Annotated in this window: 25 protein-coding genes; 20 read left to right on the top strand and 5 right to left on the bottom strand. The window is 67.4% G+C overall.

What is annotated here, in order from left to right; all coding sequences use genetic code 11:
• The first annotated feature begins 76 nt into the window (after positions 1-76).
• From ACODTJ_RS07790 to ACODTJ_RS07755, 8 genes are all read left to right on the top strand, one after another.
• Complete coding sequence (locus ACODTJ_RS07790) at positions 77-1,690, top strand: ABC transporter substrate-binding protein (RefSeq protein ID WP_454654759.1); 1,614 nt, start codon at positions 77-79, stop codon at positions 1,688-1,690.
• 83 nt (positions 1,691-1,773) lie between these two features.
• Entirely contained in the window at positions 1,774-2,751 is a 978-nt protein-coding gene (locus tag ACODTJ_RS07785; protein WP_454654760.1) for an ABC transporter permease, read from the top strand.
• Positions 2,748-3,656 carry an ABC transporter permease gene (locus ACODTJ_RS07780; RefSeq protein WP_454654761.1) on the top strand — a complete coding sequence of 303 codons (909 nt, stop codon included), beginning with the start codon at positions 2,748-2,750 and terminating at the stop codon, positions 3,654-3,656. Before ACODTJ_RS07785 ends, ACODTJ_RS07780 begins: the two co-directional genes overlap by 4 nt.
• A complete protein-coding gene (locus ACODTJ_RS07775; RefSeq protein WP_454654763.1) occupies positions 3,653-4,645 on the top strand; it encodes an ABC transporter ATP-binding protein in 993 nt (330 codons plus the stop codon). Before ACODTJ_RS07780 ends, ACODTJ_RS07775 begins: the two co-directional genes overlap by 4 nt.
• A complete protein-coding gene (locus ACODTJ_RS07770) occupies positions 4,642-5,718 on the top strand; it encodes an ABC transporter ATP-binding protein (protein ID WP_454654765.1) in 1,077 nt (358 codons plus the stop codon). Before ACODTJ_RS07775 ends, ACODTJ_RS07770 begins: the two co-directional genes overlap by 4 nt.
• A gap of 54 nt (positions 5,719-5,772) precedes the next feature.
• Positions 5,773-6,648 carry an alpha/beta hydrolase family protein gene (locus ACODTJ_RS07765; RefSeq protein ID WP_454654766.1) on the top strand — a complete coding sequence of 292 codons (876 nt, stop codon included), beginning with the start codon at positions 5,773-5,775 and terminating at the stop codon, positions 6,646-6,648.
• Positions 6,649-6,845: 197 nt separating this feature from the next.
• The gene (locus tag ACODTJ_RS07760; RefSeq protein ID WP_454654767.1) at positions 6,846-7,487 is read left to right on the top strand and encodes an outer membrane protein; all 642 of its coding nucleotides are present in this window, start codon (positions 6,846-6,848) and stop codon (positions 7,485-7,487) included.
• Between the two features lie 167 nt (positions 7,488-7,654).
• Positions 7,655-8,338, top strand: a complete 684-nt coding sequence (locus tag ACODTJ_RS07755; protein WP_454654768.1) for a response regulator transcription factor — start codon at positions 7,655-7,657, stop codon at positions 8,336-8,338.
• A gap of 212 nt (positions 8,339-8,550) precedes the next feature.
• On the opposite strand, the gene ACODTJ_RS07750 is transcribed toward ACODTJ_RS07755, so the two are convergent.
• Entirely contained in the window at positions 8,551-9,879 is a 1,329-nt protein-coding gene (locus tag ACODTJ_RS07750) for an ATP-binding protein (protein WP_488848061.1), read from the bottom strand.
• Positions 9,880-10,065: 186 nt separating this feature from the next.
• Between ACODTJ_RS07750 and ACODTJ_RS07745 the strand changes: the two genes are divergently transcribed.
• Positions 10,066-10,746 carry an EipA family protein gene (locus ACODTJ_RS07745; protein ID WP_454654771.1) on the top strand — a complete coding sequence of 227 codons (681 nt, stop codon included), beginning with the start codon at positions 10,066-10,068 and terminating at the stop codon, positions 10,744-10,746.
• 14 nt (positions 10,747-10,760) lie between these two features.
• Here ACODTJ_RS07745 and ACODTJ_RS07740 read toward each other — a convergent pair whose 3' ends face one another.
• The 4 genes from ACODTJ_RS07740 to ACODTJ_RS07725 form a co-directional block, all read right to left on the bottom strand.
• Positions 10,761-11,444 carry a lysophospholipid acyltransferase family protein gene (locus tag ACODTJ_RS07740; protein WP_454654772.1) on the bottom strand — a complete coding sequence of 228 codons (684 nt, stop codon included), beginning with the start codon at positions 11,442-11,444 and terminating at the stop codon, positions 10,761-10,763.
• A gap of 105 nt (positions 11,445-11,549) precedes the next feature.
• Positions 11,550-12,674: an amino acid ABC transporter permease gene (locus ACODTJ_RS07735; RefSeq protein ID WP_454654774.1), complete on the bottom strand. Its 1,125-nt coding sequence runs from the start codon at positions 12,672-12,674 to the stop codon at positions 11,550-11,552.
• A gap of 1 nt (position 12,675) precedes the next feature.
• Entirely contained in the window at positions 12,676-13,848 is a 1,173-nt protein-coding gene (locus ACODTJ_RS07730) for an amino acid ABC transporter permease (RefSeq protein ID WP_454654775.1), read from the bottom strand.
• Between the two features lie 188 nt (positions 13,849-14,036).
• A complete protein-coding gene (locus ACODTJ_RS07725; protein WP_454658928.1) occupies positions 14,037-15,059 on the bottom strand; it encodes an amino acid ABC transporter substrate-binding protein in 1,023 nt (340 codons plus the stop codon).
• A gap of 205 nt (positions 15,060-15,264) precedes the next feature.
• Between ACODTJ_RS07725 and ACODTJ_RS07720 the strand changes: the two genes are divergently transcribed.
• The 11 genes from ACODTJ_RS07720 (at position 15,265) to ACODTJ_RS07670 (ending at position 25,077) form a co-directional block, all read left to right on the top strand.
• Positions 15,265-16,803 carry a sensor histidine kinase gene (locus tag ACODTJ_RS07720; RefSeq protein ID WP_454654777.1) on the top strand — a complete coding sequence of 513 codons (1,539 nt, stop codon included), beginning with the start codon at positions 15,265-15,267 and terminating at the stop codon, positions 16,801-16,803.
• Positions 16,800-17,405, top strand: a complete 606-nt coding sequence (locus ACODTJ_RS07715; RefSeq protein ID WP_454654779.1) for a response regulator transcription factor — start codon at positions 16,800-16,802, stop codon at positions 17,403-17,405. Before ACODTJ_RS07720 ends, ACODTJ_RS07715 begins: the two co-directional genes overlap by 4 nt.
• A gap of 125 nt (positions 17,406-17,530) precedes the next feature.
• Positions 17,531-18,022 (top strand): GlcG/HbpS family heme-binding protein, encoded by a 492-nt coding sequence (locus tag ACODTJ_RS07710; protein WP_454654781.1) that lies wholly within the window; start codon positions 17,531-17,533, stop codon positions 18,020-18,022.
• An 84-nt stretch (positions 18,023-18,106) separates the two neighbouring features.
• Entirely contained in the window at positions 18,107-18,796 is a 690-nt protein-coding gene (locus ACODTJ_RS07705) for an ankyrin repeat domain-containing protein (protein WP_488848055.1), read from the top strand.
• 141 nt (positions 18,797-18,937) lie between these two features.
• Positions 18,938-19,717: a TSUP family transporter gene (locus tag ACODTJ_RS07700; protein WP_454654783.1), complete on the top strand. Its 780-nt coding sequence runs from the start codon at positions 18,938-18,940 to the stop codon at positions 19,715-19,717.
• Positions 19,718-19,815: 98 nt separating this feature from the next.
• Complete coding sequence (locus ACODTJ_RS07695; protein WP_454654784.1) at positions 19,816-20,598, top strand: DeoR/GlpR family DNA-binding transcription regulator; 783 nt, start codon at positions 19,816-19,818, stop codon at positions 20,596-20,598.
• A gap of 122 nt (positions 20,599-20,720) precedes the next feature.
• Positions 20,721-21,710 carry a phosphate/phosphite/phosphonate ABC transporter substrate-binding protein gene (gene phnD, locus ACODTJ_RS07690; RefSeq protein WP_454654786.1) on the top strand — a complete coding sequence of 330 codons (990 nt, stop codon included), beginning with the start codon at positions 20,721-20,723 and terminating at the stop codon, positions 21,708-21,710.
• 38 nt (positions 21,711-21,748) lie between these two features.
• Positions 21,749-22,564, top strand: a complete 816-nt coding sequence (gene phnC, locus ACODTJ_RS07685) for a phosphonate ABC transporter ATP-binding protein (protein ID WP_454658929.1) — start codon at positions 21,749-21,751, stop codon at positions 22,562-22,564.
• Positions 22,561-23,367: a phosphonate ABC transporter, permease protein PhnE gene (phnE, locus tag ACODTJ_RS07680; RefSeq protein ID WP_454654787.1), complete on the top strand. Its 807-nt coding sequence runs from the start codon at positions 22,561-22,563 to the stop codon at positions 23,365-23,367. Before phnC ends, phnE (ACODTJ_RS07680) begins: the two co-directional genes overlap by 4 nt.
• The gene (gene phnE, locus ACODTJ_RS07675) at positions 23,364-24,194 is read left to right on the top strand and encodes a phosphonate ABC transporter, permease protein PhnE (RefSeq protein ID WP_454654788.1); all 831 of its coding nucleotides are present in this window, start codon (positions 23,364-23,366) and stop codon (positions 24,192-24,194) included. Before phnE (ACODTJ_RS07680) ends, phnE (ACODTJ_RS07675) begins: the two co-directional genes overlap by 4 nt.
• Complete coding sequence (locus tag ACODTJ_RS07670) at positions 24,172-25,077, top strand: TIGR01459 family HAD-type hydrolase (protein ID WP_454654789.1); 906 nt, start codon at positions 24,172-24,174, stop codon at positions 25,075-25,077. Before phnE (ACODTJ_RS07675) ends, ACODTJ_RS07670 begins: the two co-directional genes overlap by 23 nt.
• The last annotated feature ends 33 nt before the right edge of the window (positions 25,078-25,110 follow it).

Below are 25,110 nucleotides of genomic sequence, written 5' to 3'. Positions count from 1 at the left end.
TCGAAAATTTTCATGTTTGCTACTAGACGAAAATAAAGCTGTCAAAAGCGGTTCTCAACCGGGAGCGGACCTGATCATGCGTAAACCCATTTTCCTCGCGGCTTTTGCGGCCGCCTGCCTTGCCGGCACGGCCGTCTCGGCGCAGACGCTGCGCATTGCGCTGTCCTCGGAGCCGACGGCGGTCGATCCGCATTACCATGAGCTGACGCCGAACAATGCGCTGGCGCAGCACATCTTCGATTCGCTGGTCAAGCAGGACGAGAAGCAGCAGCTGCATCCCAATCTTGCTTCCTCCTGGGAGAACGACGGCAAGAACCGCTGGACCTTCAAGCTGCGCCGGGACGTCAAGTTCACCAACGGCAAGCCCTTCGTCGCCGAGGACGTGGTCTTCACCTTCTGCCGCACGCTGAAGAACGAGACCAAGGTCTCGGATTCCTTCGCCGACGTGACCGGCAATTTCGCGTCGGTCGAGATGCCGGATGCCCATACACTGGTGATCAATACGAAGGAGCCCGAGCCGCTGCTGCCGAACCTGCTTTCGGGTCTCAGCATCCTCTCGGCCTCGATCGTCGAACATGGCCCGATCACCTATGACATCGCCAAGAACTGCGGCGTCACCGGCCCCTGGCCGACGGTGACCGGCTTCAATGACGGCACGCTCGCCGTCGGCACCGGTCCCTACAAGCTCAAGTCCTATGTGCGTGGTTCGGCGATCGAGCTCGAGCGCAGCCCGAGCTATTGGGGCAAGGCCGAGCCCTGGGCGACCGTCCGCCTGCTGCCCGTCACCAATGCCGGTCCGCGACTCGCCGGGCTGCTCGCCGGCGATTATGACGTGATCGAGAACCCGGCGGCGCGCGATCTCGGCCGGATCAAGGACGACAAGCGCTTCGGCCATGTCGTCACGCCCTCGACCCGTGTCGTCTATTTCCAGCTCGACGTCGCCCGCGATCAGAGCCCGTTCGTCAAGTCCGAAGACGGCAAGAACCCGCTGAAAGACCCGCGCGTGCGCCAGGCGATGTCGCTCGCCATCGATCGCGACGCCATCGTCAAGCGCATCATGGACGGTGCGGCCGAGCCGGCCTACCAGTACCTGCCGACCGGCATGTTCGGCACGCTGCCGAACCCGCCGAAGCAGGCCTATGACCCTGCGCAGGCGAAGAAGCTCCTGGCCGAGGCCGGCTATGCCAAGGGCTTCCAGGTCACGCTTTCGACCACCAATGACCGCTATATCAACGACAGCCAGATCACCCAGGCCGTCGCGCAGTATCTGACCCAGGTCGGCATCAAGGCCGAGGTCGACGCCATGACTCGCGCAATCTACTTCCCGCGCCGCGCCAAGAAGGAATTCTCCGTCGCGATCGGCGGCTGGGGCTCCACCACCGGCGAGGCGGCCTCCTTCCTGCGCCAGTGGCCGCCGACTCCGAACGAGGCCAAGACGATCGGCGGATCGAACTATGGCGGCTACAAGAACGAGCAGTTCGACAAGCTGATTCGCGAGGCGATCACCACGCTCGACGATGCCAAGCGCTCTGACCTGCTGCAGCAGGCCGGCAAGCTCGTCCTGGCCGACAATGCCTTCATCCCGCTGCACTTCGAAAGCGGCATCTGGGCCTTCAAGTCCGATCTCGACCTCGTGGGTCGTGCCGACCAGTACACGCTGGCGATGTCGGTCAAGCCGAAAGCCAAGTAAGCCACCGACCGCCAGGTCATCGACAAGCCGGGCCGCCCGTCGAGGGCGGCCCGCGAACCATTGAGTGGAGCCGGTCGAACGCCATGACCGCCTATATCCTGCAGCGATTGATCCAGAGCGTGCTCGTGCTGCTCGCGGTTTCGGTCGTGGTGTTCTTCGCCGTCTACGGCATCGGCGACCCGATCGAATTGCTCGTCTCGCCCTCGTCCAGCGCGGCCGAGCGCGAGGCGCTGGTCCGGAGGCTGGGTCTCGACCTGCCGGTCTGGCAGCAATATTTCGTCTTCATGGGCAACGCCTTGAAGGGCGATCTCGGCCGTTCCTTCGTGCATGGCGTGCCGGCGATCGAGCTGATCCTCGGCCGCCTGCCGGCGACCTTCGAGCTCGTTCTGCTCTCGATGACACTCGCCATCGTTACCGGCGTGCCGCTCGGGCTCTATGCCGGGCTTGACCCGGACAGCCGTCCCTCGCGCATCATCATGGGCAGCACCATCCTCGGCTTCTCGCTGCCGAGCTTCTGGAAGGGCATGATGCTGATCCTGCTCTTCGCGGTCGTGCTCGGCTGGCTGCCGACGGCCGGGCGCGGCGAGACGGTTTCGGTCCTGGGCATCCAGACCAGCCTCCTGACCTGGGACGGGCTTAGCCATCTCGCCCTGCCGGCGATCAACCTCGCCATCCCCCAGATGGCGCTCATGATCCGCCTCGTCGCCGCCGGCACGACCGAGGCGATGACGCAGGATTATGTGAAATACGCGCGCGCCAAGGGCGTGAAACCGCGCCGCGTCGTCGGGCGGCATGTGCTGCGCAACATCCTGATCCCGGTCGTCACCGTTGTCGGCATCGAGTTCGGCAGCCTCGTCGCCTTCTCGACGATCACCGAGACGGTCTTCGCCTGGCCGGGCATGGGCAAGCTCCTGATCGACTCAGTCTACCAGCTCGATCGGCCGGTGGTCGTCGCCTATGTGCTGCTGGCGACGCTGCTCTTCGTCACCGTGAACTTTCTCGTCGACATCCTCTATGCCGCGCTCGACCCGCGCGTGAAGCTGACGGGAGAGATGGCATGACCGCCCCGGCGAAAGCCCCGGCCATCCCGGCCTATGCCGACACGCCGCTCCGCGAGAAGGTGCTGCGCCGCATCCGCAACCGGCCGACGACGCGCGGCGCCGCGATCCTGCTCGGCATCATGGTCGCACTGGCCCTGCTCGCGCCCGTCATCGCGCCGCAGAACCCGCATGACCTCGCCGCGCTCAGCGTGATGGATAACCGCTTGCCGCCGGGCGAGACCGCGATGAGCGGCATGACCTACTGGCTCGGCACGGATTCGCAGGGCCGCGACATGCTGAGCGCGATCCTCTACGGGTTGCGCACCAGCCTGATGGTCGGTCTCACCGCGACGCTGGGCGCGCTGTTCATCGGCATCTCGGCCGGGCTCGTCGCCGCGCAGTTCGGTGGCGTGGTCGATGCGGTGATCATGCGTGTCGTCGACTTCATGCTCGGCTTCCCCTCGATCCTGATCGCGCTCGTGCTGCTGGCCTCGATCGGGCGCGGCGTCGACAAGGTCATCCTCGCCATCGTGCTGGTGCAATGGGCGCAATACGCGCGCCTGATGCGCGCCTCCGCGCTGGTCGAGCGGCGCAAGGAATATATCGAGGCCGCGCTGAATTTCGGCCTGCCGACCCGGCACATCATGATCGCGCATCTGCTGCCGAACTCGGTCGGCTCGGTGCTCGTCGTCGCCTCGATCAGCATCGCCGGCGCGATCACGCTGGAGGCGACACTCTCCTTCCTCGGTGTCGGCGTGCCGGTGACGCAGCCGTCGCTCGGCCTGCTCATCGCCAACGGCTTCGAGTTCCTGCTCTCCGGCGAATACTGGATCGCGGTCTTCCCCGGCATCGCGCTGGTGCTGCTGATCGGCTCGCTCAACCTCGTCGGCGACCGGCTGCGCCGCAGCTTCAACGTGCGCTCATGAGTGATCTCAGAACCGACCCCTTGCTCGAGGTCCGTGGCCTCAGGACCGTGTTTCACGCGCTCGACGGCGCCTGGCCTGCCGTCGACGGCGTCGATCTCAGCGTCTCGCGTGGCGAGGTGCTGGGGCTGGTCGGCGAATCCGGCTCCGGCAAGTCGGTGACCGGCTTCTCGCTGATCCGGCTGATCGACCCGCCCGGCGAGATCGTCGCCGGGACGATCAGTTTCGGCGGCGAGGATTTGCGCGCGGCGAGCGAGGAGCGCCTGCGCGATCTGCGTGGCGACCGCATCGCCATGATCTTCCAGGACCCGCTGATGACGCTGAACCCGGTGCTCAGCATCGGCGAGCAGATGAGCGAGGCGATCCTGGAGCATCGGGGCTGCAGCCGCGAGGAAGCGCTCAGCGAGGCCGCGAAGGCGCTGGCTCGCGTCGGTATCTCCTCGCCCGAGGCGCGGCTCAAGCAGTTCCCGCACGAGTTCTCCGGGGGCATGCGCCAGCGCGTCGCGATCGCGACGGCGCTGCTCAATGCGCCCGACCTGATCATCGCCGACGAGCCGACGACGGCGCTCGACGTCACCATCCAGAGCCAGATCCTGTTCGAGGTGCAGAAGCTCGCCCGCGAGACCGGCACGGCCGTGCTCTGGATCACGCACGACCTCGCGGTGGTGGCCGAACTCGCCGACCGGGTGGCGGTGATGTATGCCGGCCGCGTCGTCGAGATCGGGCCGGTCGACGAGGTGCTCGACGCGCCGCGCCATCCCTATACGCTCGGCCTGCTCAATTCCTCGGCGGCTAATGTCGCGCCGGGCGAGCGCCTGAATCAGATCGACGGCGTCGCGCCGCGCATCGACGCCCGCCCGAGCGGCTGCCCGTTCCGTCCGCGCTGCCCGCGCGTCCAGCCGGTCTGCGCCGAGCGCGATCCTGAAGCCGTGGGCGAGGGCACCCGCAGCTTCCGCTGCCACAATCCGGTGCCGGTTGGAGAAGCCGCATGAGTGCTTCGAGAACCACCCAGACCAGCGCCCCGATTATCGAGCTCAAGGGCATCACCAAGCATTTCCGTCGCAAGCCGACGCTGGCGGAACGCATCCTGATGGCGACCGGGCGCGGCAAGGCGCCGCCGGTGCTGCGCGCCGTCGACGGCATCGATCTCAGCGTGAAGCGTGGCGAGGTGCTTGGCCTCGTCGGCGAATCCGGCTGCGGCAAGTCCACGCTGGCGCGTGTCGTCACCGGCATCCTCAAGCCGACGGCCGGCGAGGTGGTCTATGAGCAGCGTCCTGTTGTCGGCCTGAAGGGCAAGGAACGCCTCGATTTCCTGCTCAAGGTCCAGATGATCTTCCAGGATCCCTACGCTTCGCTCGATCCGCGCATGAAGGTCAGCCGCATCGTCGGCGAGGCCTTGAGCGTCCACAAGCTCCTGCCCAAGGCGGAGATCGATGGGGCCGTCGACCAGGCGCTGAGCGAGGTCGGGCTCGATCTCGCCTATCGCGAACGCTATCCGCACCAGTTCTCGGGCGGGCAGCGCCAGCGCATCGGCATCGCCCGGGCGCTCGCCGTGAAGCCGGATTTCCTCGTCTGCGACGAGCCGGTCTCGGCGCTCGACGTCTCGATCCAGGCGCAGGTGATCAACCTGTTCATGGATGTGCGCGAGCGCCATGGCCTGACCTATCTCTTCGTCAGCCATGATCTCGGTCTCGTCCGCCATATCAGCGACCGTGTCGCGATCATGTATCTCGGCCGCATCGTCGAGGTCGGCACGGCGGCGGAGATATTCACGGAGCCGGCGCATCCCTACAGCGCGGCGCTGATCGCGGCGATCCCCTCGGCGGCTCGGCGCAAGCGCGCCTTCCAGCCGCTCAAGGGCGAATTGCCTTCGCCTTTGGCGCCGCCGCCGGGCTGCCCGTTTCATCCGCGCTGCGAGCAGGCGATGCCCGTCTGCCGCGAGGTCCGGCCTGTCCTCACCGAGGTCGCGCCCGGCCGCAGCGCCGCCTGCCATCTGCACACCAGCATCGGACCGAAAAGTGGAATCCACTTTTCGGAAAAATCCGATGCGGTTCCAATAGAATAGATCATCGTTATCGCGTCCGATCGGACGCGCGATGATCTAGGCTCCGGAGGCCGCATGATCACCAAGACCCTGAACCCGCCGATCGGGCGCAGCACGCTGCCCTTCATCGACGTCAGCAATCCGGACAAGCCGCTCGAGGTCAATTGCTACCGACCGGCGCGGCATCAGCCGAACGATCCGGTCATCGTCGTGCAGCACGGCATGCTGCGCAACGGCGACGAATATCGCGATTTCTGGATCGATGCGGCCGAGAAGCACAACCTCCTGATCGTCGCGCCGACTTTCCCGAACGAGCCTTTCCCGAAGGCCGAAGGCTACAATAACGGCCTGGTCGTCTCTGAAGAGGGCAAGATCGCGCCGCGCGCCGCGTGGCTCTACGCGGTGCCCGGCCGCGTGCTCGATGCGCTGCGCGCTGCGGGCGTGATCGATAAGCCGGTCATCCGCATCTTCGGGCATTCGGCCGGCGGCCAGTTCGTGCATCGCATGCTGGCGACGGAAGGCGGCGCGCCGTTCGAGGCGGCGATGGCCTCCAATCCCGGTTGGTACACCTTGCCGACGCCGGAACGGAACTTCCCGGAAGGCCTCGGCGGAATCGGCCTCGACAAGGCGGCGCTGACGCGCTGGCTCGGCTATCCGATGATCCTCTTCGCGGGGGATCGCGACATTGCCACCGACGATCCGAACCTGCCGTCGCAGCCCGAGGCGCTGGCGCAGGGACCGCATCGCTATGGCCGTGCCCATAACATGCTGGCGTTCGGCAAGACCGAAGCCGCTCGCCTCGGCGTGCCCTGCAACTGGCAATTGCTCACGGTCGCCGGCATCGGCCATGACGGGGCGGCGATGTCCCGCGCCGCTGCCTCCTACTGGTTCGAGGGCGGCCGGATTCCGCCGGCCGAGGAACTCGGCAAGCAGGCCGCGCCGGTTCTCTGACGCACTCCGATCCGGCCTCGCCCCCTGGGGGCGGGGCCTTTTTCGACATCGTTCCGCTCCGGCCGCCATTGCCGCCTGAATGGGCAACCTTGCCGTAATCTTCGCCCGCAATCTGCGCATGCCGGCCCGCTCCGACCCACGGAGCCGAATCGGCTGGCAGATGTGTCGGCGGCGAGGAGCCCCGCAAGGAGTAGTCGATGTCTCGTATCCTTCCGATGGCCGCTCTCGGCCTGATGGCCCTGTTCGCGTTGCCCGCCGAGGCGGCCGATCGGGCACGGCAGCGGCCCCAGGAATGGCCGGCCTATACGGCGCCGCGCGCCTATAACTGGAACGGCTTCTATGTCGGCGCCCATACCGGCGGCGGCTTCGATCGCTTCAACGGCGTCAGCAAGAAGAGCCGCAACGAAGTGCTGTTCGGCGGCCAGGTCGGCTACAACGTCCATATGGGCACGATGCTCTTCGGCGTTGAAAGCGACCTGTCGATGAACGGCTTCGGCAAGGGCTCGAAGCGTGGCGGCGGCACCAGCGCCGACATGCGCTATGTCGGGACGCTGAAGGCGCGCGCCGGCGTCACCTTCGACCGCCTGCTGGTCTACGGAACCGGTGGTCTCGCCTATGGCAGCATCAAGGCCAGCGACGGCCTTGTCTCCAAGACGCGCGGCAAGACCGGCTATGTCGTCGGCGCCGGCGCCGAATACGGCATCACCGACAATCTCTCCGCCAAGGTCGAGTACAACTACGTCTCGCTCGGCAAGGACAACTTCCAGCTCGGCAACACCCGCACGCGGGTCGGCGTCACCGAGCATCTGGTCAAGGCCGGCCTGAACTACCGGTTCTGATCGCGAAGGTTCCGGGCCGGCCCGTCAGCCGGTCCGGTTCGGGTTGCGGTATCGCGCGTGCGTCGCTGTCGCGCCGGCCGCAACCGGGCATGGATGGAGCGCGATGTCTGGATTTGTTGTCCCTTGTCCGACATGACGTTCCATCCATGCATCACCACGGACGTGACATGCGCGCTTTGATTGTCGAGGACGAGCCGGAGCTCATGTCCTATCTCTCGCTCCTGCTCGGCAATGCCGGGATGGTCGTGGATCGCACGGATAGCGTGGAGACCGCGCTCGCGGCCCTGCGGACGGCGCCCTTCGATATCGCGGTGGTCGACCGGCGGCTGCCCGATGGCGATGGGCTGTCGATCGTCAAGGCGATGGCCAAGACCGAGAACCGCCCGGCCTTCCTGATGCTGACGGCGCGCGACGCCAAGTCCGATGTGATCGAGGGCCTGAACGGCGGCGCCGACGACTATCTGGTCAAGCCGTTCGAACCGGGCGAATTGATCGCACGGGTTCGCGTTCTCGCACGGCGGCGCCATCCGAAGCGTTCGCTCGTCCTCAATGCGGGCAATCTCTCGCTCGACCTCGAAGGCCGCAATGCCTCGGTCGGGACGGAAACACTCGACCTGCGCCGGCGCGAGGCCTTGATCCTGGAGGCGCTGGTGCAGCGCACCGGCCGCGTCGTCACCCGCGACGTGCTGATCGAGGCGGTCTACGGCTTCGACGACCTGATCGAGTCGAACACGCTGGAAGCGCAGATATCGCGGCTCCGGCGCAAGCTCCGCGATGCCGGCGCTGATGTCGAGATCACCTCCCTGCGTGGCATCGGCTACATCCTGAAGAAGGCCGAGCCGGCGTTCTAGCGCATGGTTCGCACCACCCTTGTCATTCCGGGGCTTCGCGCAGCGAAGAGCCCGGAACCCACGACTGGGTTGGCGGCTCGTAACCGAACTCTTGGCCTCTCACCCGGTCGTGGGTTCCGGGTTCGCGCCTGCGGCGCGCCCCGGAATGACAAAGGCGGCGCGAAGCTGTTGTGATCGGGCTTCTACACAGCGGGTTGCAGCATGCGATCCCACTACACCGTGCGGAAGAGCAGGCGGATCGTGGTGCCGCCGCCTTCGGTGTCGCTGAGATCGAGCGTGCCGCCATGGGCGGCCATGATGTCGCGCACGATCGTCAGGCCAAGCCCCGCTCCGGTCGAATGCGGCGATATCCGGTTGAACGGCTCGGTCACCTGCGCGCGCTTGGCGGCCGCAATTCCGATCCCGTCGTCGCTGACCTCCGGCACATTGCCGTCGATGACCCGGACCAGGATCGATGAGCGCGCCTGCGCATGGCGCAACGCGTTGTCGATGAGGTTGGCGATCGCCGCGCGGGCGGTGGCCTCGTTGGCCGCGACCAGGACATCGCGCGCGCCGTCCTCCTCGAGTGCGATGCCGATGCCGTTGCTGAGCACGAGCGGCGCGAGATCGGCGAGCACGTCGCGCGCCAACGCGTTCAGGCGCAGCGGCTCGAAGGGCAGCTCGGTGTTGTGCAGGCGGGCGAGCTGCAGCATCGAGGAGACGATGGTGGTGAGGCGGCTGACATCGGTCGTGAGCGCAAGGCGCGCGGCCTCGTCGGTCAACGAATCTACCTTGGTGCGCATCACCGCGAGCGGGGTGCGCAGCTCATGCGCGACATTGTTCATGAAGCGCCGCTGCACCTCCATGTTGCCCGCGATCTGGTCAAGCGCCGAGTTGAGCGCGGTCGTCAGGGGCATCAGTTCGACCGGCGTCTCTTCCGTCGGCAGCAGGCCGCGCGGCGCGCGCGGGTCGATCCGGGCGGCAGCCTCGGCCGCGCTGCGCAGCCGGCTCGAGATATAGGAGACCGACATGGCGATGGCCGCCGCGATCATGATCCCGAACACGACCGAGATCGCCGCCGCGGAGCCTGCGATGGCGCGCAGAAAATAGCCGATGATGACATCCCAGCCCGGCCGGCCGCCGCCGGTGGCGACGAGGATGCGGCTGCCGTCCTGCTCGGCCACGTCGACGGAGAGCGCATTATCGCCGCCGACCCGCATCTGCGCGGCGATGGTCGGGCCGTCCAGCCGGATGTCGATCGGCAGGCCCGGCCGCAATTCTGGCGCATACTCGACGACGGAACGTCCATCGGAGACCAGATACCAGAGCAGCGGGCTGGCCTGCTCGATCTTCAGGAGGCCCGGCGTCTTCTCGACCTGCAGCGCGGCGCTGCCGGACGGACGCACGCTTTGCCGAATGATCTGGGAGGTGACATCGTTGCGCAGGACGCCGGGGTCCTCGGTGATGAAGGTGAAGGCGAGCACGGCCGCGATGAAGGCGACGAACAGAACGGTGCCGAGCAGCGTCAGCCGGATGGTGAGGGCGCGCGAGAGCGAGGTCATTGCCGGCCACCCGTCAACAGCCGCGAGCGTTTCGACGCAGGGGATATCGAAACGGTTTCAACGTTGCGGGTCGTCACGGAGCCTCTGTGCGGGTATGGCTTCTCGGGCCGGGGGCGTCGCCCTGCCGGGCTCTGCATGGACCGTATCACCCTTGTCGTTCAACCCCCTCACGGATCGCCGGGCCTGATGCAAGCGCTGCGCGCCATGGCGGGAGGGTTCCGGCTGCGCCATCTGGTGCTGGCGGTCCTGCTCGCCATCGCGCAGGCACAGGCGACGGTTTTCGCGCAGAGCGTGCCGCTGCGGGAGGACATCCGGCCCGGCCAGCTGCCGACCGCGTCGCGGCAGGACATCGCCCGGCTGGTCGAGGGGGTGTTCGATACGGCCTCCAAGACGGTCAGCGTGCCGATCGAGCGCTCGCTCGCACTGTTCGGGGAGCCGAACGCCTATATCGTCGGCGGCGAGCTCAGCGGCTCCTTCGTGGTCGGCGGGCGGCATGGCAGCGGCGAATTGCGGTTCTCGGACGGGATTCCGATGCCGGTGGTCTGGTCGGCACTCTCGGTCGGCATCGGGCTCGGCGCCGATTACGGGCGGGTGATCATGCTGGTCTACGGGCTCGACCGCCAGGAGGACGTGTTCGGCACCTATGCCAGCCTCGGCGGCAGCGCCCATTTCCTCGCCGGCGCGAATGCGACGATCCTGGCCTCCAGCCGGGCGCGGATCGTGCTGATCTCGTCCGGCCTGGGCCTCAGGCTTTCCGGCGACCTCAGCCGCATCCGCATCGAGCCCGGCGGCGAGCCGGAGACGTTGCGCCCACCGGCGGATATCTGCGGGGCGCCCGGAGGCTGCGCGCTGCCCGGCCGACGCTAAGGCGAGGAGCGGAGTCAGCGCTCGCGGCCGATGTTGCGCTGGGCGGTCGCATGGAGCTCGTCGAGGCGCTCGGAGATATCCATGGCGATCAGGCCGATTTCGCGATCGTCGGCGGCCTTGCGCACATAGAGAGGCTCGGACCATAGGACGCAGCCGCGCCCGAAAGGCAGGGCGATGCTGGCATGGTCCCAATTGTCGAGATCGACCCGCGCGCTGGTGACGGCCGCGAAGAGATAGATCGGCCGGCCGGTCGCACGGGCAAGCTGTACCGCGCCCTTGCCGGCGACGCGCGATACCTTCGGGACATCGGCCGTGAGCATCAGGCTCGTGCCCTGGCGCAGGGCATCGCGCATCTCGAAGAAGGCGGGGACAGCGCGCTTTGCTGCGATCTTGGCAGGGGTCTGCGTGCCGGAACCGCGGATGCTGCGGAAGCCGGCACGCTCGACCGCAGAGCTTACGACCGCTCCGTCGAAATGCAGGGATGTCAGGACCGCGACGCGCGAAGCTCCTTGCAGTGCGGCGAAGGTCAGCATCTGCTGGCCGTGCCAGGTCAAGGCGATGAAGGGCTCGCGGTTGCGCTCCCAGGGGCGGGCGCCAGGGATGATCGGCTTGAAGCGTGTCGTTCGCCTGACGAGGTCGAGATAGGCATGCAGGGCGCGGCCGGCGAGGGCTGCCGACCGATCGGGGCTGAAGAGCATCGTCCGATCTCCACGATGAGAATCATCGGGAGTGGTCGGCGCGGCGGTTTGCTGGAACATTGCGCGGACGCAGAAGCGCCCGCGAAGTGACTCCAAAAGCGCTTCTCAGTGCCGGCCGTGGCTGTGGTCGGTCTTCAGGCGCCTTTCGATGAAGCGGCTATAGGAGCCCATGCCGTAGCTGAACACGGCATAGACCAGCGCCGCGAAGATATAGCCTTCCAGCACGGCGATGCCCTGCCAGACCGGATCGCGCATCGCCGAGCGGACCGTGTCGAGGAAGTCGAGCAGGCCGATGATGGTGACCAGCGTCGTGTCCTGGAAGAAGCCGATGAAGATGTTGACCAGCGGCGGGATCACGATCTTCAGCGCCTGCGGCAGCACGATCTTGCGCATCGACAGCCAGTAGCCGAGGCCAAGCGAGGCCGCCGCCTCGTGCTGGCCTTTCGGCACCGCCTGCAGGCCACCGCGCACCGTCTCGGCGATGTAGGCGCCGGCGAAGATGATGATCGCGACCTGGGCCCGCAGCAATTTGTCGATGGTCACGCCATCCGGCATGAACAGCGGCAGCATCACCGAGGCCATGAACAGGATCGAGACCAGCGGCACGCCGCGCACCATCTCGATGAAGACGATGGCGATGACCTGGATCGCCGGCAGCTTGGACGAGCGCGCCAGCGCCAAGAGCACGCCGAGCACGAAGCCGAAGGCGAGCCCGACCGAGGAGAGCATGAAGGAGAGCGGCAGGCCGCCCCAGTTCGTGGTGTTGACCACCTGGAGGCCGAAAACGCCGCCATACATCAGCACGCCGCAGATGACGACGACGGCCAGCCAGAGCCAGAGCAGGCGGCGCGACCAGAAGCGCGGGATCATCGAATAGATCATCGCGCCGAGGAAAAGCAGCACCGCGAGAGCCGGGCGCCAGTGCTCGTCATAGGGGAAGAAGCCGAAGATCATGAAGCGCAGCTTCGCCGCCAGGAACGGCCAGCAGGCGCCGGCGCCGGTCGCTGCCTTGCAAGTCTGAGGCCCGCCCTCGACGATGGCGCGGGTGACGAGCCAGCCCCAGGCGCCGGTGATGAGCCGGTAGATCAGCCAGAGGCAGGCGAAGGTGACGACGGCGTTGAAGGGCGAGCCGATATAGGGCTTGAGCAGCCCGAACCAGTTCTGCGCCGGCCGCACCGGCCGTTCGTCGGAGACGGAGGCGAGGGTGTTGAGCTGAGCGGTATCGGTCATCTCAACGCTCCACCAGCGCGACGCGGGCGTTGTACCAGTTCATCAGCATGGAGATCGTGATCGACATGCCCAGATAGACCAGCATGAAGATGGCGATGCCCTCGATCGCCTGTCCGGTCTGGTTCATCGTGGTGTTCGAGACCATGACAAGGTCGGGATAGCCGATGGCGATGGCGAGCGACGAGTTCTTGAAGGTCGAGAGATAGGAGCTGGTCAGCGGCGGGATGATCACGCGCAAGGCCTGCGGCAGCACGACGAGCCGCATGGTCTGGCGGTCATGCAGCCCGACGGAGCGCGCCGCCTCCCATTGGCCGCGCCCGACCGAGAGGATACCGGCGCGGACGGTCTCGGCGATGCCGGCCGAGGCGGAGAGCCCGAGCCCGACCAGCAGCGCGGTGAATTCCGGCGTGACCTGCAGGCCGCCGGTGATGCGAAAGCGCCCCTTCTCCGGCCAGTTCACCACCATGTCCGGCTGGAAGACCAGCATGGCCAGGAGGATCGGGACGGCGAGCGCGGCAAGGATATAGGGCCAGGCCATGCGGCTCTGGCCGGTGGCGACGCGCTTGCGGCGGAAGGCCGAGGCGACGACGCAGGCCAGCACGATGCCGAGCACGACGGCGGCCAGCACGCCGGTATGGGCCGGCGACCAGCGCAGCGATGGTACGATCAGGCCGCCATTGCTGAGGAACACCTCGGGCAGGATCTGCCAGGCCTCGCGCACCGGCGGGAAGACCGCGACGATGAGCGCGTACCAGAGGAAGAGATAGAGCAGCAGCGGCACATTGCGCAGCGCCTCGACATAGATCAGCGCCAGCGTCGAGAGCAGCGGGTTGCGCGATAGCCGGGCGATGCCGACGACGAGGCCGAGCACGGTCGAGATGATGACGGCGAAGACCGAGACCCAGATCGTGTTGAGCAGGCCGACCAGGATGGCGCGGCCATAGCTGTTGCCGGAATCGTAGGAGATGAAGGACTGGCTGATGACGAAGCCGGCGGGCCGGGACAGATAGTCGAAGCCGGTCGCGATGTTCTGCGCCGCCAGCTTCCGCGAGACGGTGTCGAAGAGATACAGGCCGATGCCGACGACGAGTGCAACCGCGACGACCTGATAGAGCACGGCGCGAACGCGCACGTCATAGAGCAGCCGCACCGGGCTGGAATCGGAGGTGGCCATCGGGCTGTTCCGGGCTGGGGACGAATCGGTCGCCAGGTGGCGGCCGATGGTGTCAGGTCAAAGGTGGGAACGCATGGCAGATCGTGTCGCGTCCCGCCGGACGCGGCAATGGCGATCGATGTGCTTGTTGTCGCGCCGGACCGTCCGGAAAGTGGAATCCACTTTCCGGTCCGATGCGATGGCGAGGGTCACCGGAACGGCGGGGAGTAGATCAGGCCGCCCTTGTTCCAGAGCTGGTTGGGGCCGCGCGTGAGGCCGAGCGGGGTCTTCTCGCCGAGATGGCGCTCGAAGAGCTCGCCGTAATTGCCGAGCTGCTTGATCGCGTTATAGGCCCATTTGTTGTCGAGGTTCAGCATCTTGCCGAGGTCGCCGTTGACGCCGAGCAGGCGCTGGGTCTCGGGGTCCTTGCTCTTGAGCTGCTCGTCGATATTGCCCTTGGTGATGCCGTATTCCTCGGCAGCGATCAGGGCATTGACGGTCCAGGAGACGATGTCGCGCCAGTTGCTGTCGTTCTGACGGACGACCGGGGCGAGCGGCTCCTTGGAGATCGTCTCGGGCAGGATGACGTATTGCTTCGGATCGTTGGCGATGGCGCGCACCGAGGCGAGGTCCGAGCGGTCGGTGGTGATGACGTCGCAGCGGCCGGAGAAGAAGGCGTTGCGCCACTCGTCGGGGTTCTCGAAGACGACGGCCTCGTACTTGATGTTGCGCGGCTTGAAGTAGTCCTCGAGGTTCTGCAGCGTCGTCGTGCCCGGCAGGATGCAGACGGCCGATTGCGAGAGTTCCGACGCGCTCTTCACGCCGAGCTTGCTCGACACCATCAGACCCTGGCCGTCATAGAAGACCACCGGCGCGAAATCGAGGCCGAGCGAAGTGTCGCGCGAGAAGGTCGCCGTGGTCTGGCGCGAGAGCAGGTCGACCTCGCCGGACTGCAGACCCTGGAAGCGGACATTGGTGTTCAGCGGGACGAAATCGACCTTGTCCGGCGCACCGAAGACGGCGGAGGAGACGGCGCGGCAGACATCGGCGTCGAAGCCCTGGCGGACGCCCTTGTCGTCGGCATAGGAGAAGCCCGGGGCCGTCGGGGAGACGCCGCAGAGCACCTTGCCGCGCTTCCTCACGGCTTCGAGCGTTGCCTGTGCCGAGGCCGGCGCCGCAAATACGGAAAAGGCCGCAGCGGCAAGGCCGAATGCGACCATTTTGGTGATCATCTTTGACATAGGCGTTTCCCCTTATGCGCGCCTGTCTCCGGCACGTCGAAGAGGAGCCTATTGGGGCTCGATGGCGTCCGCAAGAGCATTGCAGGCGTCTGCGGCGAGGGATTTTCTCCCTTCGCGTTACAGCACTTGCTCTTCGCCCCGACAGTGACGGCTGGCGCCCGGCGCTGTAAGCTCGGCTTGAAACCGGATGAAATCCTTGACACCGCGCCTCGCCCCTTTCCTGCTGTTGTGGGTTCCGCTGGCACTGGCTGGGCTGGGGCTCGGCGCCGCCGTTGAATTCATGCGTGCGAGCGAGGCGCTCCAGCGCGAGGGAACAACGCTGCATCGCATCGTCTCGCAGCGTGTCGAGCAGCATGACGCGCATCTCACCAGCCTGGCTGCGGTGCTCGCCAGTTCGAATGCGGAATCGGCGAGCTTCCGGGCCGTGATCGAGGCGATGCAGCGCTTCTATCCACGCATCGCCGCGGTCGAGCTGATCGAGACGGCTTCTGCCGGCAGCGTGCCGCCCAGTCTTGCGGATTTCGATCCGGCGACACTGTCTGCGCGCGTGAGTGCGCTGGCGCCGGGCCAGGCCGTTACGCTCGCCAGCCGCTCGGGCAGTCCGTTCTACGCTCTGGTCAAGCGCGTGCCGGATGTCGGCCACGGGCCGCGGGCGCTGGTTCTCGTCATCGATGCCCGGCTGCTGACCGAGCCGGAAGGCGGTCTGCCTGATGATGCGGCGCTGAAGCTGAGCGATGCGGCCGGGACCGCGATCGTCCAGCATGGCTGGCCGCTGCAAGCCGGGGCATCTATCCCGGAGATCGCCTTCGCGAAGGCGCTGGGCAGCCGGTCGCAACCGCTCGTCCTGGAGCTGGCGCGGCGGCCGGCCTTCGTCGAATTGCTGCCGCCGGGCCTGTTGTTCGGCTGGCCGATCGCCGCGGGGCTCGGCCTTTTCCTGCTGCTGGCGGTGCTGCGCGAGCGGCGCGCCAGCCGGCGGGCGCGCGAGGCGGTGCGCCTGCACGAGCACGATGCACGACTTGCCCATGCGATGCGGGTCAACACCGTCGGCGAAATGGCCTCCGGCATCGCGCATGAGATCACCCAGCCATTGACGGCGATCCTGAGCCAGAGTCAGGCGGGCCTGCGGCTCGCCCGGTCGGCCGAGGTCGTGCCCGGCGATCTCGTCGGGGTGTTGGAGGCGAATGTCCGGCACGCGCGCCGGGCCGGCGAGATCCTGGAGCGGTTGCGGGCCTATGTGACGCGGCGGGAGCCGCAGCGGCAGCCGAACGATCTCAACCGGATCGTCAGCAACGTCGTCGAGCTCAGCCAGCGCGACCTTCAGGAGCGAGGCGTCACGCTTCGGCTGGAGCTGAGCGAGCCCGGGCCCCAGGCCCTGCTGGACCGGGTTTCGATCGAGCAGGTCGTGCATAATCTCGTCCGCAACGCGGCGGAGGCGGTCGAGGCCATGCCGGCCGGGCGGCGCGAGATCGTGCTGGCCACGCGCCTCGTCGACGGGGAGGCCGAGATCACCGTGGCGGATGATGGGCCGGGCATCGCCGAGGCCGACATGGCCCGCCTGTTCGAGCCGTTCTTCACCACCAAGAGCAGCGGCATGGGGCTCGGATTGCCGCTCTGCGAGCGATTGGTCGAAGCGGCCGGAGGGCGGATCGCCGCGCGTAACGGGGCGGAGCGTGGCGCGATCTTCAGCGTGCGCTTCCCTGCGCTTGCAGTCGAGCTCGGGATGGCCGCCGAATGAAGCCCGCAGCGCGGACCGTCTACCTGATCGACGACGATGCCGATGTGCGCGACGCGCTCGTCCTGCTGCTGCGCACGATGGGCTTCGCGCCGCGCGCTTTCCCTGGCGTGCAGCCCTTCCTCGACCGGCCCGACCCGCGTCAGGACGGCTGCCTCGTCGTCGATATCCGCATGCCCGGCACCTCCGGCCTGCAACTGCTGGAACGCATGGCCAAGGAGGCCGGCGGCATGCCGACGGTGATGATCACCGGCCATGGCGACGTCGCCGCCTGCCGGCGCGCCTTCAAGGCCGGCGCGGTCGATTTCCTGACCAAGCCGATCGACGAGCAGGTTCTGCTCGAAGCGATCGAGGCGGCTTTCGGGACGCTCGATCAGCGCAACCAGGATAAAGCCGCCCGCGCCGGCCGCGATGCTCTCATGGCGAGGCTCACCCAGCGTGAGCGCGAGATCCTCGCTCTCGTTGCCGAGGGGCTGTCGACCAAGGAGATCGCGCGGGCGCTCGACGTCTCGCCGCGGACCGTCGAGACCCACCGCGCCCATATCGCAGAGAAGCTCGGGGCGGGCTCCGTCGCCGAGATGGTACGCTTCGCGCTGGAGGGGTGAGGGCGGTCTCTCCGTAGGATTACGGAGGCGGCTCCGGCACCGCACCGATCAAAACGCCTGACGGGACCGGCTAGCTTGCGGTCATCGAGCTTACGGCTCGCCCCCGCTCAAGTCCCGGAGAGATCATGACCCAGATCCGTTTCGCCGCTGCTGCCGTTGTGCTCGCGCTCGTTCCGGCCGCTGCCGGCGCCCAGGTCCTGCAGGAGCGCAACATGCCGCTCGCCATCGCCCAGGAAATCGCCCAGGCGACCGTCGAGGCCTGCGCCGCCAAGAACTTCAATGTGGCGGCCACGGTCGTCGACCGCGCGGGCGTCGTTCGTGCCGTGCTCCGCGCCGACCGGGCCGGCCCGCACACCGTCGCCGCCAGCCGCGACAAGGCCTTCACGGCCGCTTCGGCCCGCAATGTCACCAGCGCGATCGCCGAAGGCGCCGAGAAGAACCCGGCCGCGCGCCATCTCGCCTCGATCGAAGGCTTCTTGCTGCTCGGCGGCGGCGTGCCGGTCAAGGTCGGCGACGAGGTGATCGGTGCGGTCGGCGTCGGTGGCGCGCCGGGCGGCCATCTCGACGAGGAATGCGCCAATGCCGGCATCGAGAAGGTGAAGGCGAAGCTGCGCTGAGCCTGAACTCGGTCTGAAACCGGGCAGGCGGTTGCGGAAGCGGCCGCCTGCTTCGTCATATTTTCGCAAGGGAGGAGCGCGGTGATGGTGAGGATGCTGCTGATCGCTGCCGCTTTGGTCGCGGCCACCCTGACCGGCCCGGCCGTCGCGCAGACGCCGCCCGATGCTGCCGAACTCGCCGCCTATCGTGGTCTGCACGCGGCGGCGGCCTCCGGCGATGTCGCTGCCATCCGTCGCCTCGCAGGAGCCCGTGAGGGGCTTGACGCACGCGACGGCAACGGCCGCACGCCCCTGCATGTCGCGGCCTTCAGCGGGCAGGTCGAGGCGATCCGCGCGCTGATCGCCGCCGGAGCCGATCCCGGCCTGTTCGACAACCAGCGCTATGACGCCGTCACCATCGTATCGGTGAGCGACGACGTGTTGGCGCTGAAGGCCCTGTTGGCCTCGGGCGCCTCGGCAAAGCTCACCACCAGTCGCTATGACGGGACGGCGCTGATCGCCGCCGCCCATCTCGGTCATGACGGCATCGTCCGCGAGCTGATCAAGGCTGGCGCGCCGCTCGACCATGTCAATAATCTCGGCTGGACGGCCTTGATCGAGGCGGTGATCCTCGGCGATGGCGGCAAGCGCCATGTCGAGACCGTACGGTCTCTGCTCGCGGCCGGCGCCAACCGCAATCTCGCCGATCGGCAGGGCGCGACGCCGCTGCAGCACGCTCGGGCGCGGGGCTACGCTGCCATGGTCACGCTGCTGGAGGCCGGCACCCCTCGCTGATGCATACCCTCATGGCTCGCGCCTGAGCTGTCGCCGGAGCGCTTGGACTTCACGCAAATCCGCCAAGCAGTTTTGCCGGAACTGCTCTAGGCAGGCGGCTCGGCCGCGCCCATACGGCGTTGGCCAGTTCGGGGGAGCTTCATGACGATCGCCGGCTTGCTGCTGCCGTTCAGCGCGGGGCAGGTTTCAGCCTGCATCCTCGTCGTTTTCCTGACGGCGATCATGCGCGGCTATACCGGCTTCGGCTTCGCGCTGGTGGCCGTGCCGCTGCTCGCCCTGATCGCCGATCCCGTCACTGCCGTGCCGATGGTGCTGCTTCTGGAAGTGGTCGGCAGCCTGCAACTGCTGCCCGGCCTGTGGCGTGCGGCGCATCTGCGCTCGGTCCTGCTGCTCGTCGGCGGCGCGTTGCTGGCGACGCCGATCGGGCTCTATGGTCTCGCCGCCCTGCCGGCCGACGTGATGCGCCTCGTCATCGCGCTCGTGGTGCTCGCGACGACCTGCGCGCTCGCCGCCGGGCTGGAGGCGAGCCGCGAGCCGGGGGCGCCCGCGACCTTCGGCGTCGGTATCCTCTCCGGCCTGCTCAACGGCGCCGCGGCGATGAGCGGCCCGCCCGTCGTGCTGTTCTACCTGAACGCTCAGACGGCGATGCATGTCGGGCGCGCGTCCATCGTCCTGTATTTCCTGCTCTCCGACACCGTCGCGATCGGTTTCGCGGGCGCATCCGGGTTGATGGGAGCCTCGACGATCCTGCTGGCGGCCGTGACCGTGCCCGCGCTCTTCGTTGGGCAGGTGATCGGCACGCGCCTGTTCCGCTCCGCCTTGCAGCGGCACTATCGCATCGTCGCGATCGTGATCCTGCTCGCCGTCAGTGGCTTCGCCATCGTGCAATCCGTCCACGCACTTTGGGGCAGCGGCAGCTAGGCCGCATCTGGTCCCGCTTGCATTTCGGGCCGGGCGGGTATCATACGCGCGTGGCCGGGCAGCTTTTCCGTGCCCTGCACGTCTGGCACGGATACGCGATGAGCCCTACCGCTCCCGATACCGAGACCCTGACGCCGCGCCAGCGGCAGATCCTCGACCTCGTGCAGGAGCTCGGCTTTACCACGATCGAGACGTTGGCCGAGCGTTTCGGCGTCTCGGCGCAGACGGTCCGGCGCGAGATCATCAGGTTGCAGGCCGGCAATTTCCTGCAGCGCTTCCACGGCGGGGCCGGGCTCGCCTCCGGCGGCATCCGCTCGGCCTATGCCCAGAAGCTCACCGTCTCGCCGCGCGGCAAGGAGCGGATCGGCGCCGCGGTGGCGCGGATCGTGCCGCCCGGAGCCTCGGTCTTTCTCGATGTCGGCACCACTGTCGAGGCGGCGGCGCGCGCGCTCATCAACAAGCCCGGCCTCAGGGTGGTGACGGCGAGCGTCTCCGTCGCGCAGATCTTCTGCAGCCATGGCGTCTTCGACGTGGTCGTGACCGGCGGCACGACGCGCGGCGCCAATGGCTCGCTCGTCGGGCAGGCCGCGATCGCCAGCATCATGGGCTTCCGCTTCGACTATGCCTTGATCGGGCTCGGCGGCTTCGACGATGACGGCGCGCCGATGGATTTCGACCTCGAGAAGATCGCGGTGCGCCAGGCCGCGATGGGCCGTGCCCGGCAGAGCCTCGCGCTGGCCGACCGCACCAAGTTCGAGCAGACAGGCACGGCCCGCGTCGCGCCGCCCGAGGCGCTGAGCCTCGTCGTCGTCGATGCCGAGCCAAGCGCGCGCCTGCGCGCGAGCTGGGAGCGCAGCGGCACGCGCTGGCTCGTCGCCTGAAGCGGCCTGTCCTCCCGCCAAATCTTTAGCCGGCACCCTTGCGTCCATGATCGCTTTTGATCAGGATGGAAGAAATCTTACACGAGCGCCGTCAGGGCGCCGCCGTTTCCAGGGAGGTTACCATGCTGCGCGCCAAGATCGCGTCCCTATGCTTGATCGCGCTCGGCTTCGGCCTGGCCAGCCCGGCGCAGGCGCAGAATTGCCCGAGTCGCGGGACGCTCGACGCCCGCTATTGCGACGCCGATGGCGACCTGCTTGCCGACATCCCGAGCGACAAGGCGCGGCAGAAGGACCCGGACACGTTGATCTTCTCCTATACGCCGGTCGAGGATCCGTCGGTCTACGAGAACGTCTTCGCCGATTTCCTGGCGCATCTCACCAAGGTCACCGGCAAGAAGATCAAATGGTTCGGCGCCGAATCCTATGCGGCGCAGGTCGAGGCGTTGCGTTCGGGCCGCCTGCACATTGCCGGCGTCGCCAGCGGGCCGACGCCCTTCGCCGTCAACCTCGCCGGCTTCCGGCCGATCGTGGCAATGGAGAAACACGACAATTCGATCGGCTACACGCTGCAGCTGATCGTGCCCAAGGGCAGCCCGATCCAGTCGATCGCCGATCTCAAGGGCAAGCGCGTCGCCCATGTCGCGCCCTCCTCGAACTCCGGCGACACCGCGCCGCGTATCCTGTTCAAGGAGAAGGGCGTCGTGCCCGGCAAGGACTACGAGGTCCTCTATTCCGGCAAGCACGACAATTCGATCATGGGCGTGGTCAACAAGGACTATGACGCGGCGCCCGTCGCCTCCAGCGTGGTCGAGCGCATGGCCGATCGCGGCATGTTCAAGCGCGACGATATCCGCATCGTCTACGAATCCTCGCCCTTCCCGCGCACCGCCTTCGGCCTCGCCCATGACTTGAACCCTGAGCTCCAGGCCAAGATCAAGCAGGCCTTCCTCTCCTTCGACTTCCTCAAATCCGGGCTCGCCAAGGAGTTCAAGGACACCAAGGGCTTCAAGGAACTGACTTACAAAGCGGCCTGGTCGGACATCATCGTCATCCAGCGCGACAGCGGCATCACCTATACCCAGGACGGCCTGGCCAAGCTGAAGGGCGATTGATGTCGGCTGTTTCGGGGATCTCGGCCGGCGGCGCTCCGCTGCTGGCCGTCACGGGGCTGGCCAAGGTCTATCCGACCGGCAAGAAGGCGCTGGGCGGCGTCGATGTCGTGATCGACCGGCCGCAGCTCGTGGCGGTGATCGGCTCGTCCGGCGCCGGCAAAAGCACCTTCATCCGCTGCATCAACCGGCTGGTCGAGCCGACCGCCGGCAGCGTGCGGCTCAACGGCGAGGATATCGTCGCGCTCGACCGCAAGGGTTTGCGCGCGGCCAGGCGCCGGATTGGCATGATCTTCCAGGAGTACAACCTGGTCGAGCGGCTCAGCGTCATGCAGAACGTGCTCTCGGGGCGGCTCGGCTATACCGGGCTCTTCGCCTCGCTGCGCTACCGCTTCCCGCCCGAGGATATCCAGGCCGCCTTCGCGCTGCTCGACCGCGTCGGGCTCGACGGCTACCACAACCAGCGGGCGGACGCTCTCTCCGGCGGCCAGCGCCAGCGTGTCGGTATCGCGCGCGCCCTGATGCAGCGGCCGGACCTGCTGCTGCTGGACGAGCCGACCGCGAGCCTCGACCCCAAGACCTCGCGCCAGATCATGCGTCTCGTGCGCGAGCTCGTGGCCGAGCGCCAGACCCCGGCGATCATCAATATTCACGACGTCGCGCTCGCCCGCGCCCATGCCGACCGCATCATCGGCATGAAGGACGGGCTGATCGTCTTCGACGCGGAGGCCTCGGCCCTGACCGATGCGGCGCTGACCCGGATCTACGGCGAGGAAGATTGGTCGACCCCGCGGGACGAGGACGACGAGGCTCCCGCCTCGGCCGCGACGATGGCGCCGGTCGGCGCGCTGTCATGACCACGGCCGCCTCTACCTATCCCAGCCGCTGGCGCGCGCCGAGCATCTTCGGCAGCCCCGGCCGGCGGCTCGCCTTCTGGGCGCTGGTCTGCGCCTATCTGGTCTGGTCGCTCTCGACGCTCAATGTCGACACGGCCCGGATGCTGGCCGGCCTGCCGCGCGCCTGGGATATCCTGGCGCGGATGATGCCGCCCGATTTCAGCCGCTGGCACCTGCTGCTGACGGGCATGGTCGAGAGCGTGCAGATCGCCATCGCCGCGACGATCATCGGCGCGGTCCTGTCGATCCCGATCGGCATCGCTGCGGCCGCCAATCTCTCGCCGCGCCCGCTCTATCTGCTGGCGCGCGGCTTCATCGTCATCGGCCGGACCTTCCACGAGGTCATCATCGCGATCTTCTTCGTGAAGCTGTTCGGCTTCGGCCCGGTCGCGGGGCTGCTGACGCTCGCCTTCTCCTCGGCGATCTTCCTCGGCAAGATGCTGGCCGAGGATATCGAGAACATGAAGCCCGGCCCGGTCGAGGCGATCCGCGCGACCGGCGCGAGCTTCGGCCAGACGTTCTTCTACGCGGTGGTGCCGCAGGTTCTGGTCAAGACGCTGGGCGTGCTGATCTACCGGCTCGATTCCAATCTGCGGCACTCGACCGTGATCGGCATCGTCGGCGCCGGCGGCATCGGCCAGACGCTCTCGGCCTCGTTCTCGCGCTATGATTTCGACTTCGCCAGCGCGATCCTGCTGACGATCGCGGCGATGGTCGCCTTCGGCGAATGGTTCAGCGACTGGGCCCGGCGGAGGCTGAGATGACCGCGCATCAGCTCCCGCAAGGCAGCACGCCGAAGCGCAGCTATCCCGATCATTGGGAGCGCTATTCGTTGCGCGAGCGCATCGTGCAGTGGATCTGGCTCGGCGGTATTGCCATCGCCGCCGCCTGGTCGGTCTCGGCGCTCGACATCGAATGGGCCTTCTTCGCCGATGCGCATGAGCAGGCCGCCGACCTGATCTCGCGGATGTGGCCGCCGCGCTGGACCTATCTGCCGCGCATCGTCCAGCCACTGATCGAGACGCTGCATATCGCGACGCTCGGCACGATGATCGCCATCGTCTTCGCGCTGCCGGTCGCCTTCCTCGCGGCGCGCAACACCACCTACAACCAGACGACCTGGCTGATCGGCCGGGCCATGCTGGTCATGTCGCGCTCGATCAACACGGTGATCTGGGGCCTCGTCTTCGTCGCGATCTTCGGGCCGGGACCGGTCGCCGGCATCTGCGCGGTCGCGGCCCGCTCGATCGGCTTCATCGCCAAGCTCGTCGCCGAGGCGATCGAGGAGGTCGATGCGGGCCAGATCGAGGCGGTGGAATCGACCGGGGCCAGCACCTTGCAGGTCTATGGTGTCGCGATCCTGCCGCAGATCCTGCCGGTGCTGATCGGCACCTCGATCTACCGCTGGGACATCAACGTGCGCGAATCGAGCGTGCTGGGTTTTGTCGGCGCGGGCGGCATCGGTCTCCTGCTCTACGCCTCGATCAACCAGTTCGCCTGGTCGCAGGCGATCGTGATCCTGATCGCCATCCTCGGCATCGTCATCATCAGCGAGGCGCTTTCGGCTTATGTCCGCTCCCGCATTGTCTGAACCGCGGATCGAGACCGCCTTTCCAGGCGGCCTTTCGGCCCTCGTCGACCGCTATGACGGCTTCCTGCTCGATCAGTGGGGCGTGCTGCATGACGGCACCCGGCCCTATCCCGATGCGGTCGCTTGTCTCGAACGCCTGCGGGCCGCCGGTAAGGCTGTGATCATCCTGTCCAATTCGGGCCGGAGCGGGCGCGACAACGAGGCTGTGCTCGCCAGCATGGGCTTCCCCCGCCATCTCTACGACCGTGTGGCCTCGGCAGGCGATGATGCGCGCGAGGCGCTGCTGGAACGCTCCGAGCCGGCCTATCGCAATCTCGGCACGCGCTGCCTGCTGCTCGCGCGGCCGGGCGAGGATCGTCTGGCCGCCGGGCTCGGGCTGACGCTGGTCGGGTCGGCCGAGGCGGCCGACTTCCTGTTCGTGATGAGCATGGATCCCGACAGCCAGTCGGTCGCGGGCTGGAAGCCGGTGCTGGAGCAGGCCTTGCGGCGCGATCTGCCGATGATCTGCGGCAATCCCGACCGCTACCGCGTCCATGCCGACGGTACCCTCCACGAGGCGCCGGGGCTGGCTGCGCTGATCTACGAGGAGATGGGCGGGACGGTGCATTATCACGGCAAGCCGCATCCGCGAATCTACCGGAGCTGCCTGCGCTATCTCGATCGTCCGGCCGAGCGCCTGCTCGCGATCGGGGATTCGCTGGAGCACGACGTCGCCGGCGCGGCGCAGGCGGGGATCGATGTCGCCTTCATCGCGGGCGGGATCCATCGCGGTGATCTCGACTGGAGCGGGGACGGCAAGGTCGATCCCGAGAGCTGCCGCCGGCTGTTCGCACGCGAAGGCCTGCTGCCGCGCTACGGCCTGTCGTCGTTCGCCTGGGGCTGATCCGGCAAGGGCTCTTTGCGGGCTCTCGCTTCG

Source organism: Allobosea sp. FG18, assembly GCF_057809495.1.
This window is presented reverse-complemented; position numbering and strand designations above follow the sequence as displayed.

Bases quoted from the DNA above. Each gene is read 5' to 3' on its own strand.
- ACODTJ_RS07670 (WP_454654789.1), top strand. From the start codon at position 24,172: ATGTCCGCTCCCGCATTGTCTGAACCGCGGATCGAGACCGCCTTTCCA.
- ACODTJ_RS07755 (WP_454654768.1), top strand. From the start codon at position 7,655: ATGCGCGCTTTGATTGTCGAGGACGAGCCGGAGCTCATGTCCTATCTC.
- ACODTJ_RS07725 (WP_454658928.1), bottom strand. From the start codon at position 15,059: ATGATCACCAAAATGGTCGCATTCGGCCTTGCCGCTGCGGCCTTTTCC.
- ACODTJ_RS07695 (WP_454654784.1), top strand. From the start codon at position 19,816: ATGAGCCCTACCGCTCCCGATACCGAGACCCTGACGCCGCGCCAGCGG.
- phnD (WP_454654786.1), top strand. From the start codon at position 20,721: ATGCTGCGCGCCAAGATCGCGTCCCTATGCTTGATCGCGCTCGGCTTC.
- ACODTJ_RS07775 (WP_454654763.1), top strand. From the start codon at position 3,653: ATGAGTGATCTCAGAACCGACCCCTTGCTCGAGGTCCGTGGCCTCAGG.
- ACODTJ_RS07750 (WP_488848061.1), bottom strand. From the start codon at position 9,879: ATGACCTCGCTCTCGCGCGCCCTCACCATCCGGCTGACGCTGCTCGGC.
- ACODTJ_RS07790 (WP_454654759.1), top strand. From the start codon at position 77: ATGCGTAAACCCATTTTCCTCGCGGCTTTTGCGGCCGCCTGCCTTGCC.
- ACODTJ_RS07715 (WP_454654779.1), top strand. From the start codon at position 16,800: ATGAAGCCCGCAGCGCGGACCGTCTACCTGATCGACGACGATGCCGAT.
- ACODTJ_RS07770 (WP_454654765.1), top strand. From the start codon at position 4,642: ATGAGTGCTTCGAGAACCACCCAGACCAGCGCCCCGATTATCGAGCTC.
- ACODTJ_RS07780 (WP_454654761.1), top strand. From the start codon at position 2,748: ATGACCGCCCCGGCGAAAGCCCCGGCCATCCCGGCCTATGCCGACACG.
- ACODTJ_RS07735 (WP_454654774.1), bottom strand. From the start codon at position 12,674: ATGACCGATACCGCTCAGCTCAACACCCTCGCCTCCGTCTCCGACGAA.
- phnE (WP_454654788.1), top strand. From the start codon at position 23,364: ATGACCGCGCATCAGCTCCCGCAAGGCAGCACGCCGAAGCGCAGCTAT.
- ACODTJ_RS07705 (WP_488848055.1), top strand. From the start codon at position 18,107: ATGGTGAGGATGCTGCTGATCGCTGCCGCTTTGGTCGCGGCCACCCTG.
- ACODTJ_RS07710 (WP_454654781.1), top strand. From the start codon at position 17,531: ATGACCCAGATCCGTTTCGCCGCTGCTGCCGTTGTGCTCGCGCTCGTT.
- ACODTJ_RS07745 (WP_454654771.1), top strand. From the start codon at position 10,066: ATGCAAGCGCTGCGCGCCATGGCGGGAGGGTTCCGGCTGCGCCATCTG.
- ACODTJ_RS07765 (WP_454654766.1), top strand. From the start codon at position 5,773: ATGATCACCAAGACCCTGAACCCGCCGATCGGGCGCAGCACGCTGCCC.
- phnE (WP_454654787.1), top strand. From the start codon at position 22,561: ATGACCACGGCCGCCTCTACCTATCCCAGCCGCTGGCGCGCGCCGAGC.
- ACODTJ_RS07700 (WP_454654783.1), top strand. From the start codon at position 18,938: ATGACGATCGCCGGCTTGCTGCTGCCGTTCAGCGCGGGGCAGGTTTCA.
- ACODTJ_RS07730 (WP_454654775.1), bottom strand. From the start codon at position 13,848: ATGGCCACCTCCGATTCCAGCCCGGTGCGGCTGCTCTATGACGTGCGC.
- ACODTJ_RS07785 (WP_454654760.1), top strand. From the start codon at position 1,774: ATGACCGCCTATATCCTGCAGCGATTGATCCAGAGCGTGCTCGTGCTG.
- ACODTJ_RS07740 (WP_454654772.1), bottom strand. From the start codon at position 11,444: ATGCTCTTCAGCCCCGATCGGTCGGCAGCCCTCGCCGGCCGCGCCCTG.
- ACODTJ_RS07760 (WP_454654767.1), top strand. From the start codon at position 6,846: ATGTCTCGTATCCTTCCGATGGCCGCTCTCGGCCTGATGGCCCTGTTC.